Origin of the sequence: Streptomyces sp. TRM68367 (assembly GCF_014495685.1) — a bacterium.
In the GTDB taxonomy this organism is placed as follows: domain Bacteria; phylum Actinomycetota; class Actinomycetes; order Streptomycetales; family Streptomycetaceae; genus Streptomyces.
The window spans coordinates 113912-127915 of record NZ_JACTVI010000001.1; the positions used below are offsets into that span (position 1 = coordinate 113912).

General features: G+C 70.1%; 17 protein-coding genes and 5 tRNA genes. 16 read left to right on the forward strand and 6 right to left on the reverse strand.

Translation table 11 applies throughout. The annotated features are described in order from the left end of the window. Window positions 1-62: 62 nt before the first annotated feature. The 6 genes from H8R17_RS00500 to H8R17_RS00525 all read left to right on the forward strand — a co-directional run bounded on the left by H8R17_RS00500 (window position 63) and on the right by H8R17_RS00525 (window position 1385). Window positions 63-791 (forward strand): HAD family hydrolase, encoded by a 729-nt coding sequence (locus tag H8R17_RS00500; RefSeq protein WP_187821074.1) that lies wholly within the window; start codon window positions 63-65, stop codon window positions 789-791. Window positions 792-883: 92 nt separating this feature from the next. Further along, window positions 884-955 (forward strand) — tRNA-Gln (locus tag H8R17_RS00505). A gap of 40 nt (window positions 956-995) precedes the next feature. After that, window positions 996-1068, forward strand: a tRNA-Glu gene (locus H8R17_RS00510). Between the two features lie 50 nt (window positions 1069-1118). Beyond that, window positions 1119-1191, forward strand: a tRNA-Glu gene (locus tag H8R17_RS00515). Between the two features lie 21 nt (window positions 1192-1212). Continuing rightward, a tRNA-Gln gene (locus H8R17_RS00520) sits at window positions 1213-1284 on the forward strand. 28 nt (window positions 1285-1312) lie between these two features. Beyond that, window positions 1313-1385 (forward strand) — tRNA-Glu (locus tag H8R17_RS00525). Window positions 1386-1506: 121 nt separating this feature from the next. On the opposite strand, the gene ndgR is transcribed toward H8R17_RS00525, so the two are convergent. Then, entirely contained in the window at window positions 1507-2223 is a 717-nt protein-coding gene (gene ndgR / locus H8R17_RS00530; RefSeq protein WP_030577649.1) for an IclR family transcriptional regulator NdgR, read from the reverse strand. A 200-nt stretch (window positions 2224-2423) separates the two neighbouring features. Here ndgR and leuC point away from each other — a divergent pair, with 200 nt between their 5' ends. From leuC to H8R17_RS00550, 4 genes are all read left to right on the forward strand, one after another. Beyond that, window positions 2424-3854: a 3-isopropylmalate dehydratase large subunit gene (gene leuC, locus H8R17_RS00535; RefSeq protein WP_187821075.1), complete on the forward strand. Its 1431-nt coding sequence runs from the start codon at window positions 2424-2426 to the stop codon at window positions 3852-3854. Window positions 3855-3860: 6 nt separating this feature from the next. Further along, window positions 3861-4454, forward strand: coding sequence for a 3-isopropylmalate dehydratase small subunit (leuD, locus tag H8R17_RS00540; RefSeq protein ID WP_187821076.1), 594 nt, complete (start codon window positions 3861-3863; stop codon window positions 4452-4454). A 265-nt stretch (window positions 4455-4719) separates the two neighbouring features. Continuing rightward, window positions 4720-4950, forward strand: a complete 231-nt coding sequence (locus H8R17_RS00545; RefSeq protein ID WP_187821077.1) for a hypothetical protein — start codon at window positions 4720-4722, stop codon at window positions 4948-4950. Window positions 4951-5086: 136 nt separating this feature from the next. Beyond that, the gene (locus H8R17_RS00550; RefSeq protein WP_187821078.1) at window positions 5087-5728 is read left to right on the forward strand and encodes an HU family DNA-binding protein; all 642 of its coding nucleotides are present in this window, start codon (window positions 5087-5089) and stop codon (window positions 5726-5728) included. Between the two features lie 72 nt (window positions 5729-5800). Here H8R17_RS00550 and H8R17_RS00555 read toward each other — a convergent pair whose 3' ends face one another. After that, window positions 5801-6004 carry a hypothetical protein gene (locus H8R17_RS00555; RefSeq protein ID WP_187821079.1) on the reverse strand — a complete coding sequence of 68 codons (204 nt, stop codon included), beginning with the start codon at window positions 6002-6004 and terminating at the stop codon, window positions 5801-5803. A gap of 9 nt (window positions 6005-6013) precedes the next feature. Beyond that, window positions 6014-6652 carry a 2-phospho-L-lactate guanylyltransferase gene (cofC, locus tag H8R17_RS00560; protein WP_187821080.1) on the reverse strand — a complete coding sequence of 213 codons (639 nt, stop codon included), beginning with the start codon at window positions 6650-6652 and terminating at the stop codon, window positions 6014-6016. 157 nt (window positions 6653-6809) lie between these two features. Here cofC and H8R17_RS00565 point away from each other — a divergent pair, with 157 nt between their 5' ends. The 3 genes from H8R17_RS00565 to H8R17_RS00575 are packed head-to-tail and all read left to right on the forward strand — an operon-like array spanning window position 6810 to window position 9888. After that, window positions 6810-7667, forward strand: coding sequence for a 1-acyl-sn-glycerol-3-phosphate acyltransferase (locus tag H8R17_RS00565; protein ID WP_187821081.1), 858 nt, complete (start codon window positions 6810-6812; stop codon window positions 7665-7667). Next, a complete protein-coding gene (locus H8R17_RS00570) occupies window positions 7664-8674 on the forward strand; it encodes an NAD(P)H-dependent glycerol-3-phosphate dehydrogenase (RefSeq protein WP_187821082.1) in 1011 nt (336 codons plus the stop codon). The genes H8R17_RS00565 and H8R17_RS00570 overlap by 4 nt, the downstream gene beginning before the upstream one ends. A gap of 59 nt (window positions 8675-8733) precedes the next feature. Continuing rightward, a complete protein-coding gene (locus H8R17_RS00575; RefSeq protein WP_187821083.1) occupies window positions 8734-9888 on the forward strand; it encodes a D-alanine--D-alanine ligase family protein in 1155 nt (384 codons plus the stop codon). Between the two features lie 17 nt (window positions 9889-9905). Here H8R17_RS00575 and H8R17_RS00580 read toward each other — a convergent pair whose 3' ends face one another. After that, window positions 9906-10397, reverse strand: a complete 492-nt coding sequence (locus H8R17_RS00580; protein ID WP_187821084.1) for a DUF3515 domain-containing protein — start codon at window positions 10395-10397, stop codon at window positions 9906-9908. Between the two features lie 20 nt (window positions 10398-10417). After that, entirely contained in the window at window positions 10418-10651 is a 234-nt protein-coding gene (locus H8R17_RS00585) for an Lrp/AsnC family transcriptional regulator (RefSeq protein WP_003997603.1), read from the reverse strand. Window positions 10652-10868: 217 nt separating this feature from the next. On the opposite strand from H8R17_RS00585, the gene H8R17_RS00590 reads away from it, so the two are divergent. Together H8R17_RS00590 and thiD are read left to right on the forward strand one after the other, a co-directional pair. Further along, window positions 10869-11834, forward strand: coding sequence for a thiamine-phosphate kinase (locus H8R17_RS00590; protein WP_187821085.1), 966 nt, complete (start codon window positions 10869-10871; stop codon window positions 11832-11834). Then, a complete protein-coding gene (gene thiD, locus H8R17_RS00595; protein WP_187821086.1) occupies window positions 11831-12646 on the forward strand; it encodes a bifunctional hydroxymethylpyrimidine kinase/phosphomethylpyrimidine kinase in 816 nt (271 codons plus the stop codon). The genes H8R17_RS00590 and thiD overlap by 4 nt, the downstream gene beginning before the upstream one ends. Window positions 12647-12760: 114 nt before the next feature. Here the strand turns inward: thiD and rpmB are convergent, their stop codons facing one another. Next, complete coding sequence (gene rpmB / locus H8R17_RS00600) at window positions 12761-12946, reverse strand: 50S ribosomal protein L28 (protein WP_003993230.1); 186 nt, start codon at window positions 12944-12946, stop codon at window positions 12761-12763. 268 nt (window positions 12947-13214) lie between these two features. Here rpmB and H8R17_RS00605 point away from each other — a divergent pair. Further along, window positions 13215-14004 (forward strand): DAK2 domain-containing protein (locus H8R17_RS00605; protein ID WP_187821087.1); only part of this gene is annotated, 790 nt, incomplete at its 3' end.

The following is a 14004-nucleotide window of genomic DNA, read 5'->3' on the forward strand; positions in this document are numbered from 1 at the left end:
CCGGGCGGCGCCCCTTCGCCGTTGCCGGGACGCGGCCCGGGTCCGCGGGTTACCTTCGGATCATGAGCATTCGCGCGGTGGTCTGGGACGTCGACGACACCCTCTTCGATTACAGCACCGCGGACCGCCTCGGCATGCGAGCCCACCTGGCGGCCGAGGGCCTGCTCGACGGGTACGACAGCGTCGAGCAGGCCATCGCGCACTGGCGGGCGATCACCGACCGGCAGTGGGCCCGGTTCGCGGCCGGGGAGGTCTCCTTCGACGACCAGCGGCGTGACCGGGTACGGGTGTTCCTGGGCGAGCGGCTCGGCGACGCCGAGGCCGACGCGTGGTTCCAGCGGTACATCGCGCACTACGAGGCCGTCTGGGCCCTCTTCCCGGACGTCCTGCCCGCCCTGGACGCCCTCGCCGCCAGCCACCGGCACGCGGTGCTGTCCAACTCCAGCCTCCGCGTCCAGGACCGCAAGCTGCGCGTCCTCGACGTCCACGACCGCTTCGAGACCATCCTGTGCGCCGCGGAACTCGGCGTCTCCAAGCCCGAGGCCGGGGCCTTCCTCGCGGCCTGCGCGGCGCTGGAACTCCCGCCGCACGAGGTCGCGTACGTCGGCGACCACCCGGAGATCGACGGCCGTGGCGCCGCCGACGCCGGGCTGCTGTCAGTGGTGATCGACCGGGCCGACGCGTACGCCGACGGCGAGGCGCCCGGGCCGCACCGCATCGTCTCCCTCGCCGAACTGCCCTCGCTGCTCGGCGCGGATACTCGTTTTGGAGCCCCGTCCACCTTCGGGTAATGTTCTTCCTGCGCCGCGGGGAGCGGGCCGCAAGGCCGGAGCCCTCCCAGCGTAGAACTAGAACAAGATCCCCTCCGGGGCTTGCGTTCCAGTGGCCTATGGTGTAATTGGCAGCACGACTGATTCTGGTTCAGTTAGTCTTGGTTCGAGTCCAGGTAGGCCAGCTCGCAGAGCTCATCTGCAACCTGTGGATCTCATCCGCAAGCCCCCGTTGTGTAGCGGCCTAGCACGCTGCCCTCTCAAGGCAGTAGCGCCGGTTCGAATCCGGTCGGGGGTACTGGTTCCGAAGATCGACGGCAGATCGACGATCATCTCGGGACTGCTAGGGCCCCCGTTGTGTAGCGGCCTAGCACGCCGCCCTCTCAAGGCGGTAGCGCCGGTTCGAATCCGGTCGGGGGTACTCAGAGGTCTAAACCACCTTTGGTCTATGGTGTAATTGGCAGCACGACTGATTCTGGTTCAGTTAGTCTTGGTTCGAGTCCAGGTAGACCAGCTCGGATCTGCGGCAACGCAGGATCTACGCCCCCGTTGTGTAGCGGCCTAGCACGCCGCCCTCTCAAGGCGGTAGCGCCGGTTCGAATCCGGTCGGGGGTACGCACGGTGAAGGCCCTCCGCTTCGGCGGGGGGCCTTCGGCATGTCCGGGAGCGTCTGGACGCCCGTCGGGACAGGGCTGCCGCGGCGTTGAGGCCGCCCTTCTCGGCGTACGGCGTGAGGTCAGCCCGTGCGGCGCAGGGCCTCGGAGAGGCGGGCCGCGGCGTCGATGACCGCCTGGGCGTGCATGCGGCCAGGGTGGCGGGTGAGGCGCTCGATGGGGCCGGAGACGGAGACGGCGGCCACGACGCGGTTGGAGGGTCCGCGTACGGGCGCGGAGACGGACGCGACGCCCGGCTCCCGCTCGCCGATGGACTGGGCCCAGCCGCGGCGCCGTACGCCCGACAGGGCCGTCGCCGTGAAGCGGGCGCCCTGCAGGCCGCGGTGCAGCCGCTCGGGCTCCTCCCAGGCCATCAGGATCTGCGCCGAGGAACCGGCCTTCATCGTCAGCGTCGAGCCGACCGGGACCGTGTCCCTGAGGCCCGACAGGCGCTCGGCCGCGGCGACGCAGATGCGCATGTCGCCCTGGCGGCGGTAGAGCTGCGCGCTCTCGCCCGTGACGTCCCGGAGGTGGGTGAGGACCGGGCCTGCTGTGGCGAGGAGCCGGTCCTCGCCGGCGGCCGCGGCCAGTTCTGCCAGGCGGGGGCCGAGAATGAACCGGCCCTGCATGTCGCGCGCCACCATGCGGTGGTGTTCCAGGGCCACGGCCAGGCGGTGGGCCGTGGGTCGTGCCAGTCCGGTCGCGCCGACCAGACCCGCGAGGGTGGCCGGACCGGACTCCAGAGCGCTCAGGACGAGGGCCGCCTTGTCCAGAACGCCGACGCCGCTACTGTTGTCCATGCAACGATACTTGCGTCTCACTCTGTGAAACGCAAGTTCAATTTTCCGTGGAACACGCCACCCTGGAAGGCACCAAGTCACATCGGCCCGTGACGTGTGGGCCTTGGCGGCGGATGCCCGGAATCAGGGGCGCGGGCGCCCGTCTCCTCAAAGATCTCTAGTTGGGCCGGCGTACGTCTTCGCCGGCCGGAGGGAAAGCGATGGGTAGGACACTCGCGGAGAAGGTCTGGGACGACCATGTCGTCCGGCGCGCCGAGGGCGAGCCCGACCTCCTCTTCATCGATCTGCACCTGCTGCACGAGGTGACCAGCCCGCAGGCCTTCGACGGCCTCCGCAAGAGCGGCCGGAAGGTGCGCCGCCTCGACCTCACCATCGCCACCGAGGACCACAACACCCCCACCCTCGACATCGACAAGCCCATCGCCGACCCGGTCTCCCGGGTCCAGCTGGAGACGCTGCGCAAGAATGCCGCAGAGTTCGGGGTCCGGCTGCACCCGCTGGGCGACGTCGAGCAGGGCGTCGTCCACGTCGTCGGCCCGCAGCTGGGCCTGACCCAGCCGGGCACCACCGTCGTCTGCGGCGACTCGCACACCTCCACGCACGGCGCCTTCGGCGCGCTGGCGTTCGGCATCGGCACCTCCCAGGTCGAGCACGTGCTGGCCACCCAGACGCTGCCGATGACCCGTCCGAAGACCATGGCGATCACGGTCGACGGCGAACTGCCCGAGGGCGTCACGGCCAAGGACCTCATCCTGGCGATCATCGCCAGGATCGGTACGGGCGGCGGCCAGGGCTACATCCTGGAGTACCGCGGCTCGGCCATCGAGAAGCTCTCGATGGAGGCCCGGATGACCATCTGCAACATGTCGATCGAGGCCGGAGCCCGCGCGGGCATGATCGCCCCCGACGAGACCACCTTCGCCTACCTCAAGGGCCGCCCGCACGCCCCCGAGGGCGCCGACTGGGACGCCGCGGTCGAGTACTGGAAGACGCTCAGGACCGACGACGACGCCGAGTTCGACGCCGAGGTCGTCATCGACGCCGCCGAACTGTCGCCGTTCGTCACCTGGGGCACCAACCCCGGCCAGGGTCTGCCGCTTTCGGCGTCCGTCCCCGACCCGGCTTCGTACGAAGACGCTTCGGAGCGCCTCGCCGCCGAAAAGGCCCTGGAGTACATGGGGTTGGAGGCAGGGCAGCCGCTGCGCTCCATCAAGGTCGACACCGTCTTCGTAGGCTCCTGCACCAACGGCCGCATCGAGGACCTGCGCGCCGCCGCGGAGATCATGAAGGACCGCAAAGTCGCCGACGGCGTACGGATGCTGGTCGTCCCCGGCTCCGCGCGGGTGGGTCTGCAGGCCGTCGACGAGGGCCTGGACCTGGTCTTCAAGGAGGCCGGCGCCGAGTGGCGGCACGCGGGCTGCTCGATGTGTCTGGGCATGAACCCGGACCAGCTGGCCCCGGGTGAGCGTTCCGCGTCCACCTCCAACCGCAACTTCGAGGGCCGGCAGGGCAAGGGCGGCCGTACGCACCTGGTGTCGCCGCAGGTCGCGGCCGCGACCGCGGTGCTGGGCCACCTGGCCTCCCCGGCAGACCTGTCCGACGCCGAGACCCGTACGCCCGCTGGAGTCTGATCAGTCATGGAAGCATTCACCACGCACACCGGCCGGGCCGTCCCGCTGCGCCGCAGCAACGTCGACACCGACCAGATCATCCCCGCTCACTGGCTCAAGAAGGTCACGCGCGACGGGTTCGAGGACGGGCTGTTCGAGGCCTGGCGCAAGGACGAGACCTTCATCCTCAACCAGCCCGAGCGCAAGGGCGCCACGGTTCTGGTCGCCGGCCCCGACTTCGGCACCGGCTCCTCCCGTGAGCACGCCGTCTGGGCGCTGCAGAACTACGGCTTCAAGACGGTCATCTCCTCCCGCTTCGCCGACATCTTCCGCGGCAACTCGCTCAAGAACGGCCTGCTCACGGTGGTTCTGGAGCAGAAGATCGTGGACGCGCTGTGGGAGCTCACGGAGAAGGACCCGCAGGCCGAGATCACCGTCGACCTGGTCGAGCGCGAGGTGCGCGCCGAGGGGATCACCGCCTCCTTCGAGCTGGACGAGAACTCCCGCTGGCGGCTGCTGAACGGCCTCGACGACATCTCCATCACCCTGCGGAACGAGGCCGACATCGCCGCGTACGAGGCGAAGCGCCCGTCGTTCAAGCCGCAGACGCTGAAAGTCTGATCCAGCGCCCGCGAGCAGGGCGACTTTCGGCCACCGCAACACCCCCGCCGTACCCCCGATCAGCCCGATCGGGGGTACAGCCATGTCTGCACCCGAACGGCCCCACCTGGCCTCACATGCGAATGCAACTTCCCACGTTATGGCGGTTGTTGGTGGGGTACGCGAGTCTTGTAGCCGTGGCTTCCGCAGGCGCCCGGGAGGCTGTCTGAGGCGGCAGTTGCACCCTGAGCAGGCGACAACTCGCCCCAGATGGCACAATCTGTGCATGGAACGAGACGGCCAACTCCAGCTCTATGCGGCGGTCGCGGTCCAACTCAAGGAAGCGCACGCAAGGGTGCGCGCACTGCAAGTCCCGGAGGGCGTACGGATGGCGCTGACCCGGAAGCTGCTGGTCATTACGGCCGCGGCCAAGCACGATCTCGTCGACGCGGCAAGGCGTCTGGAGCGGTTCATGGCGGACCTCGACGAGGGGCGAATCCCCGACGAGGAACGCTGAACAGCACGAGGCAGCCGAGTCTGTTGCGGCGCACGGGTGATAAGCCCGTTTCGTGTTTGATTTGCGGTATATATCTGCCTAACGTGCGAAAAAGCTTGAACACTTTCGTTCTGGCGATGTCTCCGAAGGGGAAGACGTGAACAAGGCGCAGCTCGTAGAAGCGATTGCCGACAAGATGGGCGGCCGTCAGCAGGCCGCCGATGCTGTCGACGCCGTACTGGACGCCATCGTCCGCGCGGTGGTCGCGGGTGACCGGGTCTCGGTCACCGGCTTCGGTTCCTTCGAGAAGGTCGACCGTCCGGCCCGGTACGCCCGCAACCCCCAGACGGGCGAGCGGGTTCGGGTCAAGAAGACCTCCGTTCCGCGTTTCCGTGCGGGCCAGGGCTTCAAGGACCTGGTGAGCGGCTCGAAGAAGCTCCCGAAGGGCGACATCGCGGTCAAGAAGGCCCCCAAGGGCAGCCTGACCGGCGCTGCCGCCCCGACGGTCAAGAAGGCCGCCGCGAAGAAGGCCGCCACCAAGAAGGCGGCGGCCAAGAAGGCCCCGGCGAAGAAGGCGGCACCGGCCAAGAAGGCGGCGGCCAAGAAGGCCCCGGCCAAGAAGGCGCCCGCCAAGAAGACCACGGCGGCCGGCAAGAAGGCCGCTCCGGCCAAGACCACGGCCAAGAAGGCGACGGCCAAGAAGGCCCCGGCGAAGAAGGCGACGGCCAAGAAGGCGCCCGCCAAGAAGTCGACGGCCCGCAAGACCACCGCCAAGAAGACCACAGCGCGCAAGAGGTAAACACAACGGGGTACTCACGCGCCGGGCCGGACTCCGCACGGAGTCCGGCCCGCGGCGTGTTCCGGGATGTGACTAGAGGGTCTGGAGTGTCACCAGCGTGATCCTGAGGGCCTCGCCCTCGCCCTCCGTCTCGATGCGCACCCGCTGCCCCGGCCGCAGCAGCCTCAGGCCCCCCGCGTCGAAGGCCGCCGCATCGAAGGGCACTGGAGTGCCGTCGTCGAGCAGCACCTGCCCGCTGCGGATGTCGGGGTCGTACGTGTACGCGGTCGCCTGCATGACCGCAGCCTACTGCTCTGGGATCAGCAGCCGCGCCGCCGCCGCGGCCGTATGGGGGCCCACGCCCAGGGCCAGCGCGGCGCGCAGGTCATCGCCGGTGTCCACGTCCTGACGCACCGAGTCCACGGCGTCCAGGCGCAGTTCCGCCGCACCCGAGGTGCGGTGGCGGGCGCGGGAATCGGTGCCGAAAGCCGGCCGCAATTCCTGGCCCGGACCGGCGGCCAGCAGTGTCGTGCCGATTGCCGCGGCATCGGGGAGAAAAGCCCGCGGGAATTGTGCCGCCGCATCCAGGACCCGGGTCAATTCCAGCGGCCGCAGCGCGGGAAGATCGGCGTTCAGGGCCGCCACGGGCATTTCGGGACGCGACGACCGTACGACCGCCGCCGCGTGCGCCAGTGCGGCGTTCAGGCCGCCCCCCGGTTCGTCGGTGACGATGCCGGCGCCGAGTGCCGCGAGTTCCCGTCCGGCCAGCGTGTCGTTCGTGACTACCGCCACATCCTTCACCACCGCGCAGGCGCGCGCCGCCGCCACCGTGTCCTGGGCGAAGGCGAGGGCGAGGCCCGGCCGCAGCCCGTCGTCCGCCGTGTCCGCGAGCCTGCTCTTGGCCCGCGCCAAGGGCTTCAGGGGTATGACCAAGGTCCACTGCACCGGCGTACCGTCCCTCTCTTGTCGCGGTCATTGTCACCCGGAGCCTCTGGGCGGTTGTGCGTCGGGGCGTACGGTGTTCTCGACAGACCGGTGGCCCGGGGCGACACTTGTGCGGCCCCTGGCCTCCCGTTCCAGGTCCCTAGAGGAAGGTGTCCGCGTGCCCCGCCGCAGAATCGGCTTCTGGTACCGCTTCGCCGCGGTGATCTGCAAACCGCCGCTGGTGGTTCTGCTCAAGCGGGACTGGCGGGGAATGGAGAACATTCCGGTTGAGGGCGGATTTATTACCGCGGTGAACCACAATTCGCACGTCGACCCCTTTGGCTTTGCCCACTTTCAGTACAACACGGGGCGGCCCCCGCGATTCCTGGCGAAGAGCGGGCTGTTCAGGAAGGGATTCGTCGCGGTGATGATGCGAGGCCTCGACCAGATTCCCGTGTACCGCGAGAGCACGGACGCGCTCAGCGCCTTCCGCGCCGCGATCGACGCCGTGGAGCGCGGCGAGTGCGTCGCCTTCTACCCCGAGGGCACCCTCACCCGCGACCCGGACGGCTGGCCCATGACCGGCAAGACCGGCGCCGCGCGCGTCGCCCTGCAGACCAAGTGCCCGGTGATTCCGGTCGCCCAGTGGGGCTGCAACGAGCTGCTGCCGCCGTACGCCAAGAAGCCGCACCTCCTCCCGCGCAAGACCCACCGCGTGCTCGCCGGCCCGCCGGTGGACCTGACGCGGTTCTACGACCAGGAGATGACCGCCGACCTCCTGAAGGAGGCCACCGAGGTCATCATGGCCGCCATCACCCGCCAGCTGGAGCAGATCCGCGGCGAGAAGGCGCCCGAGGTGCCCTACGATCCGCGTCGGGAGCGGATCGAACAGCGGCGCCGCACACAGGCACAGACGCAGCAGGCACAGACGCAGGCGCAGACCCAGCGGGCCCAGGCACAGACGCAGGCGCAGACCCAGCGGGCCCAGGCACAGACGCAGGGCAGGCACGTGCAGGAAGAGGGGCAGGGCAAGTGAGCGAGCCCGTCAAGGCGGCGGTCTTCAGCGCCGGTTCGTGGGGCACGGCCTTCGGCGTGGTGCTGGCCGACGCGGGGTGCGAGGTCACCCTGTGGGCGCGGCGCCCCGAGGTCGCCGAGGCGATCAACTCCACCCGGACCAACCCCGACTACTTCCCGGGCATCGAACTCCCGGAGAACCTGCGGGCCACCACGGACCCCGCCGAGGCCGCCGGCGGCGCCGACTTCACGGTCCTGTCGGTGCCCTCGCAGACGATGCGCGGCAACCTCGCCGAGTGGACGCCGCTGCTCGCGCCCGACACGGTCCTCGTCTCCCTCATGAAGGGCATCGAACTCGGCTCCGCCATGCGGATGAGCGAGGTCATCGAGGACGTCGCCAAGGTCGGCGCCGAGCGGATCGCCGTGGTCTCCGGGCCCAACCTCGCCCGCGAGATCGTGGCGCGGATGCCGGCCGCCTCCGTGGTCGCCTGCACCGACGAGGGGGTCGCCCAGCGGCTCCAGGCCGCCTGCCACACGCCGTACTTCCGCCCCTACACCAACACCGACGTGGTGGGCTGCGAACTCGGCGGCGCGGTCAAGAACGTCATCGGGCTCGCCGTCGGCATCGCGGACGGCATGGGCCTCGGCGACAACGCCAAGGGATCCTTGATCACCCGCGGCCTGGCCGAGACGACCCGCCTCGGAGTCGCCCTGGGCGCCGACCCGCTGACCTTCTCCGGACTCGCGGGCCTGGGCGACCTGGTGGCCACCTGCTCCTCCCCCCTCTCCCGCAACCACACCTTCGGCACCAACCTCGGCAAGGGCATGACCCTCCAGGAGACCATCGCGGTCACCAAGCAGACCGCCGAGGGCGTCAAGTCCTGCGAGTCGGTGCTGGATCTGGCCCGCCGGCACGGCGTCGACATGCCCATCACCGAGACGGTCGTCGGGATCGTGCACGAGGGCAAGCCGCCGGTCGTGGCGTTGAAGGAACTGATGTCGCGCAGCGCGAAACCGGAACGACGCTGAGCGACGCGGCGTTGGGGGCGCTGACTCCGCCCCCTACCAACGGGTACTCTCAACGCGATATGAGCACCGAGAACCTTCCCCAGAGCCCCGGTCAGCCGCCTCGCAAGCCGCGCGTGGCCGTCGTGTTCGGCGGGCGCAGCTCCGAGCACACGATCTCCGTGGTCACCGCCGGAGCCGTCCTGAAGGCCATCGACCGGACCAAGTACGACGTCCTGCCGATCGGCATCACCCAGGACGGCCGCTGGGCGCTCACCGCCGACGAACCGGAGCGCATGGCGATCACCGACCGGCAGCTGCCCAGCGTGGACCAGCTCGCCGAGTCGGCCGAGGGGGGCGTGGTGCTCCCCGTCGATCCCGCGAACCGCGAAGTCGTCTACAGCGAGCCCGGATCGGTGCCCAAGGCGCTCGGCGAGGTCGACGTGGTCTTCCCGGTGCTGCACGGCCCGTACGGCGAGGACGGCACCCTCCAGGGCCTCCTGGAGCTGTCCGGTGTGCCGTACGTGGGTGCGGGCGTGCTCGCCTCGGCCGTCGGCCAGGACAAGGAGTACATGAAGCGGGTGTTCACCTCCTTCGGGCTCGCGGTCGGCCCGTACGTGGTGATCCGCCCGCGCGAGTGGCAGCAGGACGAGCCGGCCGCCCGCAAGAAGATCGTCGACTTCGCCGGCGAACACGGCTGGCCGCTCTTCGTGAAGCCCGCGCGCGCGGGTTCGTCGATCGGCATCACCAAGGTCGACGACCTCTCCGGCCTCGACGAGGCGATCGCCGAGGCCCAGCGGCACGACCCGAAGATCCTCGTGGAGGCCGCGGTGCGCGGCCGCGAGATCGAGTGCGGCGTCCTGGAGTTCGAGGACGGCCCCCGCGCCTCGGTCCCTGCCGAGATCCCGCCCCCCGATGCCCACGCGTACTACGACTTCGAGGCCAAGTACATCGACTCGACCCCCGGCATGGTCCCGGCCCCGCTCACCCCCGAGCAGACGGCCGAAGTCCAGAAGCTCGCCGTGGACGCCTTCGAGGCCACGTCCTGCGAGGGCCTGGTCCGCGCGGACTTCTTCCTCACGGAGAACGGTTTTCTCATCAACGAGATCAACACCCTGCCCGGCTTCACCCCGATCTCGATGTACCCCCAGATGTGGCAGGCGAGCGGCATCACTTACCCAGAGCTGGTGGACCGCTTGATCCAAGCGGCCCTGCGCAGGTCAACAGGCTTGCGCTGACCAACCAAAAGGACCCCTTAGTCGGCAATCCCCTTCGGCACCGCTTTCTTGATGGCAGGCGCCACATCAACCAACGGCGCCATGCCATCCTCCGTACGCCCCTTCGGGATCGTCACCTCGACATATGCCTTCCGAAGCGTCGTTGTGAACCGAAACGACCCGTCCCCCTGCTTCTGCAGCAACCACCCCACACCGTTCACGTCAACCCCGTCGGCCTCAGGATCATTCATCGCGGCGGGCCGCACCACACCGCACCGCAGTATGATCGCCGGGTTCCCCCACCCCGCAGTCAGCGCGGACGCGGGTTCGGGATCCCGGCGATCCTGACCGTCAACCCTGGCCGGCAGCACCTTGTCCAGGTTCTGGCACAGCTTGGTGACCTTCGCCCCCGGACTGGGAACCGCCGCTGACGCACTGTCGTCTGCTGAGGAGCAGCCCGCGACCGTGATCAGCAGGACGAGCGCGGGCAGACGGAGAACAGAGTGGTGCCGGTGACGGAAAGAGTTCACCGGCACAGGGTAGACGGGGGCTACAGATGGACGACCGGGCAGGTCAGGGTACGGGTGATGCCGTCCACTTGCTGGACTTTCGCGACCACCATGCGGCCCAGGTCATCGACGGTGTCGGCCTGCGCCCGCACGATCACGTCATACGGTCCTGTCACGTCCTCGGCCTGGATGACTCCAGGGATCTTGCTGATCGTCTCGGCGACGGTCGACGCCTTGCCGACCTCCGTCTGGATCAGGATGTACGCCTGTACCACGGAACCTCCAGGGCGGCCACGAGGATCATGTGGGAAAAGGAACGCCACGGTATCGCGTCGCCGCTACCCACGGGGAGACCTGGGGTAACCGGCGATCGCGTGCCGGGGTGCAGGCAGGCCAGAAGTCGACGGTCACTTCGACCGCAGCTTCGACCGTAGCGAGGACTGAGATGACCCGCGACCGGGAACAGACAGGGACGGAAGGGGAGAAAGGACAATGAAGGGCACTGTTGGTGAGCTCGGGGAGTTCGGGCTCATCAGGGAGCTCACCTCCCGTCTCACCACCACCCCGGCGGTCCGGGTCGGCCCCGGCGACGACGCCGCGGTGGTCGCCGCGCCCGACCGCAGGGTCGTGGCCAGCACCGACATCCTGGTGGAGGGCCGGCACTTCCGCCGGGACTGGTCCACGGCGTACGACGTGGGCCGCAAGGCCGCCGCGCAGAACCTCGCCGACATCGCCGCCATGGGCGCCGTGCCGACGGCGCTGCTGCTCGGCCTGGTCGTGCCCGGCGAGCTGCCGGTGACCTGGCCGAGCGAGCTGATGGACGGCCTGCGCGACGAGTGCCAGGTCGCCGGAGCTTCCGTCGTCGGCGGCGACGTCGTACGCGGCGACACGATCATGGTGTCGATCACCGCGCTCGGCGATCTGCGCAACCAGGAGCCCGTCACGCGGGCGGGCGCGCAGCCCGGCGACATCGTCGCGGTGACGGGCTGGCTGGGCTGGTCGGCGGCCGGGTACGCGGTGCTGTCGCGCGGCTTCCGCTCGCCGCGCGCGTTCGTCGAGGCGCACCGGCGCCCGGAGCCGCCGTACCACGCGGGCCCGGCCGCAGCCGCCCTCGGCGCGACCTCGATGTGCGATGTGAGCGACGGGCTGATCGCCGATCTGGGCCACATCGCGGAGGCGAGCAAGGTCAGGATCGACATCCGCTCCGGCGCGATCGACATCCCGTCCCAGATGAACGACATCGGGCAGGCCGTCGGCGTCGACCCCATGCAGTGGGTGCTGACCGGGGGAGAGGACCATGCGATCGTCGCGACGTTCCCGCCGGACGTGAAGCTGCCCGCCCGCTGGAAGGTCATCGGCGAGGTGCTCAACCCCTCGGCGCTGCCCCAGGTGACGGTCGACGGGGCGCCGTGGACGAAGAAGGGCGGCTGGGACCACTTCGGGGGCATCGAGTCATGAGTGCCGTGCGTGTGCTGACGGTCGCGGGCTCCGACTCCGGTGGCGGCGCGGGCATCCAGGCCGACCTCAAGACCATGCTCGCGTTCGGTGTGCACGGCATGAGCGTGATCACGGCGGTGACCGCGCAGAACTCCCTGGGCGTCCAGGGCGCCTGGGAGCTGCCGGTGGAGGCGGTGCGGGCTCAGTACCGCAGCGTCGTGGACGACATCGGCGTCCAGGCCGTCAAGACCGGGATGCTGGCCTCCGCCGAACTCGTCGAGACCGTGGCCGAGTTGCTCGCCGGGACGGACGCGCCGGCGGTCGTCGACCCGGTGGGCGTGTCCAAGCACGGGGACGCGCTGCTGGCCGCGTCCGCGCTGGACGCCGTACGGACCAAGCTGCTGCCGGTCGCGACCGTCGCGACGCCGAACCTCGACGAGGTGGCCCAACTGACCGGGGTGCGGGTGGAGTCGGAGTCCGGGATGCGGCGGGCCGCGGCGGCGATGCTGGCGTACGGGCCGCGGTGGGTGGTGATCAAGGGCGGCCACCTGTCCGGGGACGCAGGCAGGGGTGGGAACCAGGCTGTGGATCTGCTCACCGACGGCTCCGAGGAGTACTGGCTGCGCGCGCCCCGGCACGACAACCGGCACACGCACGGCACGGGCTGCACGCTCGCGTCGGCGATCGCGTCAGGGCTGGCTCGGGGGCGGTCCGTGCCGGAGGCGGTGGCGGCGGCCAAGGAGTACGTCACCGGGGCGATCGCCGCCGGGTTCCCGCTGGGCGGGGGGATCGGGCCGGTGGATCACGGGTGGCGGTTCCGGGGCGACGGGTAGGTGCTCGGGTACGGCGCGTCGGTGGATATGGCGGGGTACGGCAAAAAGCCGGTCCACCCCGAGGTGGACCGGCTCAGTGCAGCGAACCAGCTGTGGCCGCGCGCTAGCTGTACGTCAGCGCGAGACCTTGCCGGCCTTGATGCACGAGGTGCAGGCGTTCACGCGCTTCGGCGTCCCGCCGACCACGGTACGCACGCGCTGGATGTTCGGGTTCCAGCGACGGGACGTACGGCGGTGCGAGTGCGAGATGTTGTTGCCGAAGCCCGGCCCCTTGCCGCAGACGTCGCAGTTGGCAGCCACGGGTCACTCCAAAGACTTCAGATGCACTTACGGTTGATCCCGGCATGCCGGGATCCAGATCTTCGGCTCGGTGAGCGTTCCTAGATCTGAGTGGCGCTGCCAGGGGAGCGGCCCGATCAGGATCGGGCAACCGGGGCAGCATACAACGGCGGCACCCGTAGAACGAAACTACCATGGCAGCTCAGGGGCCCGCCCCCGGCCCTCTTCCGGCAGGCACCGACCCGGGGTCTACGCTGCGTGCCACGTCCAGCAGCTCAAGGAGGCGCAGGTGGCGCAGGTGCCGCAGACATTCTTCGATGCTCTCGCGGTGCGTACCTGGTGTGGTCTCGCGCTGGAGGCCCTGGGGCGGGCGCGCGAGGAGATCGACGCGATCAATGTGTACCCCGTGGCGGACGGGGACACCGGTACGAACCTGTATCTGACCGTGGAGTCGGCCGCGGCGGCGGTCGAGGCGGTGTGCGCGGGGTACGCGGCCGGTTCCGGTGCGGCCGGGCCCACGCTCACCGAAGCCGCGCGGGCGATGGCGCACGGGGCGCTCATCGGCGCGCGCGGGAACTCCGGGACGATCCTGGCGCAGCTGCTGCGCGGCATGGCGCAGGTGCTCGCCGCCGACGAGGACACCGCGCACGCCGACGGGCAGGCCCTCCGGCTGGCCCTGCGGCGCGCGGCCGACTCCGCCCGCCAGGCCGTGGCCCACCCCGTCGAGGGCACGGTCCTCACGGTCGCCTCGGCCGCGGCCGACGCCGCGGGCGGCGCCGAGGGCGACTGCGGGACCGTGGCCCGGGCGGCCCACCAGGGAGCACGCGCGGCCCTCGCCGCGACCCCGGGCCAACTGGCGGTGCTGAAGCGCGCCGGGGTGGTCGACGCGGGCGGGCGAGGGCTGGTGGCGGTCCTCGCGGCCCTGGTCGAGACGCTCACCGGGGAGAAGCCGGAGGAGCACGCGCGCGTGGGGCACGCCGAGACAGGTACGGCATACGCGCGCGCGGGTCACCGAGAGTCGGGGGCGCCGCACGTGCGCGGTGCGACCGATGCTCGGGAAGCGGCGCACGCGTGCGGCG

Excerpts from the sequence above, each read along its gene's own strand:
- H8R17_RS00590 (WP_187821085.1), top strand. The coding sequence starts at position 10,869 with ATGAAGGGCACTGTTGGTGAGCTCGGGGAGTTCGGGCTCATCAGGGAG.
- leuC (WP_187821075.1), top strand. The coding sequence starts at position 2,424 with ATGGGTAGGACACTCGCGGAGAAGGTCTGGGACGACCATGTCGTCCGG.
- H8R17_RS00575 (WP_187821083.1), top strand. The coding sequence starts at position 8,734 with ATGAGCACCGAGAACCTTCCCCAGAGCCCCGGTCAGCCGCCTCGCAAG.
- H8R17_RS00500 (WP_187821074.1), top strand. The coding sequence starts at position 63 with ATGAGCATTCGCGCGGTGGTCTGGGACGTCGACGACACCCTCTTCGAT.
- thiD (WP_187821086.1), top strand. The coding sequence starts at position 11,831 with ATGAGTGCCGTGCGTGTGCTGACGGTCGCGGGCTCCGACTCCGGTGGC.
- H8R17_RS00545 (WP_187821077.1), top strand. The coding sequence starts at position 4,720 with ATGGAACGAGACGGCCAACTCCAGCTCTATGCGGCGGTCGCGGTCCAA.
- ndgR (WP_030577649.1), bottom strand. The coding sequence starts at position 2,223 with ATGGACAACAGTAGCGGCGTCGGCGTTCTGGACAAGGCGGCCCTCGTC.
- leuD (WP_187821076.1), top strand. The coding sequence starts at position 3,861 with ATGGAAGCATTCACCACGCACACCGGCCGGGCCGTCCCGCTGCGCCGC.
- H8R17_RS00555 (WP_187821079.1), bottom strand. The coding sequence starts at position 6,004 with ATGCAGGCGACCGCGTACACGTACGACCCCGACATCCGCAGCGGGCAG.